We start from the raw sequence: 1,500 nt of genomic DNA on the forward strand, positions 1-1,500 counted from the left end.
CAAAGCCGTGTAGTTAGGCGATGGGTGTGGTGGTCAAGGGTCGGTGGGTGCGCAGATCTCGATGCTGATGGTGGCTTTGTAGCTGGGGCCGCGGATGCGGGCGCCTTTGGCGACGAACTTGGAGATCGCGCGTTTGACGACGCGGGGGTTGACGCGTAGGCGCCGGTCGGGCAGGAGGTCGGCCAGGACGTGACGGCCGATGGTGCCGACCAGGTCGATGGCGGTGTCGGCGATGACGCCTGCGGCCAGGATGAGCTGGTCGCGGGCGGCCGCCAGGGCGACGGTGAAGCTGCCCCGGTCGGGGTCGATGTCGGGCTGGCCGATGGTGGCGTCGGTGATGGCGATGCGCAACGCCTGGTAGGTGACCAGCAGGGCGTAGATCTCCTGGTCGATTCCTTGCGGGGTGCGGGCGCGCAGCACCCGGCCGCCCAGAATCGTCGATTTGATCTCCAGGTAGGCGGTCTCGATCTCCCACCGGTCGTGATACAGCCTGATCAGCTGGGACGCCGGGCAGGCAGGGTCGGTGATGGTGGTCACCAGCCGGTACACGCCGGTCCGGCGTCCGGCGCTGGTGGCGATCGTGATCTCGCAGGCCACGACTCGGACTTCCAGCTCGCCCAGCCGCGACAGGTATGAGCCGTCGCTGTAGCGGGCGCATACCGGCAGGCGGCGCCCGTTCTTCACCCTCACCAGCACCTCAGCGCCGGTGCCGGCCATCGCGTTGATCAGTTTGTGGGAGGCGAAGTTGCGGTCGGCCAGCACGATCATCCCGGCACGCAGGCTGCGCAGCAGCCCGGTCGCATAGGTGGTCTCGCCGCTGCCGGTGGGGCCGAACACCGCGTCCAGGACGGTGCGGGTGCCGCAGCCGACCAGCACCAGCAGCCGCACCAGCGGATACCCGGTCCCGCCGTGATAGCCGCCGCCCTTGCGGAACACCTCCAGGTTGGCCGGGGTGTCGGGGCAGGCCATGGTGGTGCCGTCGATCGCAGTGACCAGCAGGCCCCGCCAGTACACGCCACGGGTCGCGATCCCGGCGGCCGAGCCCGCCAGCAACTCCAGCAGGGCACGCAACGGCGCGACTCCCACCCGGCGGCGGGCTTGGGCCAGCGCCGCACCGGTCGGTGAGGCCACCGCCAGCCCCTCCAGCCCCGCGACCAGCCGCCGCCACACCAGCCCATACCCCAGCTCAGCGAACAACCCCGCGGCCAGCAGCAGATACACCACCACCCGCGAGGGCAGGTCACGCACCCGCTTCTGCACACCGCCGGTCTCGGCAAGGACCGCATCGACCATCTCGAACGGAACGATCCGCGTCAGTTCACCAAGATGACCGGGCGCGAACCGCCCACCGGCCACCGTGACCACACGCGTAATGACAGACTGAGTATCCAACGGAGTTCCTGCACTTCAGCGATCTTGGTCGACGCTGTTCTAGCAGGAACTCCGTTGCCGTCTGCGGGCCTTGACAATCCCACCCATCCGCCTAACTACACGGCTTTG

1 protein-coding gene is annotated in these 1,500 nt (G+C 68.7%); it reads right to left on the bottom strand.

Annotated features, from left to right (window positions below):
- Positions 1 to 33: 33 nt before the first annotated feature.
- Positions 34 to 1,365, bottom strand: coding sequence for an IS4 family transposase (locus tag E1281_RS39610; protein WP_347813343.1), 1,332 nt, complete (start codon positions 1,363 to 1,365; stop codon positions 34 to 36).
- Positions 1,366 to 1,500 lie beyond the last annotated feature (135 nt).

Source organism: Actinomadura sp. KC345, from assembly GCF_004348515.1.
Lineage (GTDB): Bacteria > Actinomycetota > Actinomycetes > Streptosporangiales > Streptosporangiaceae > Spirillospora.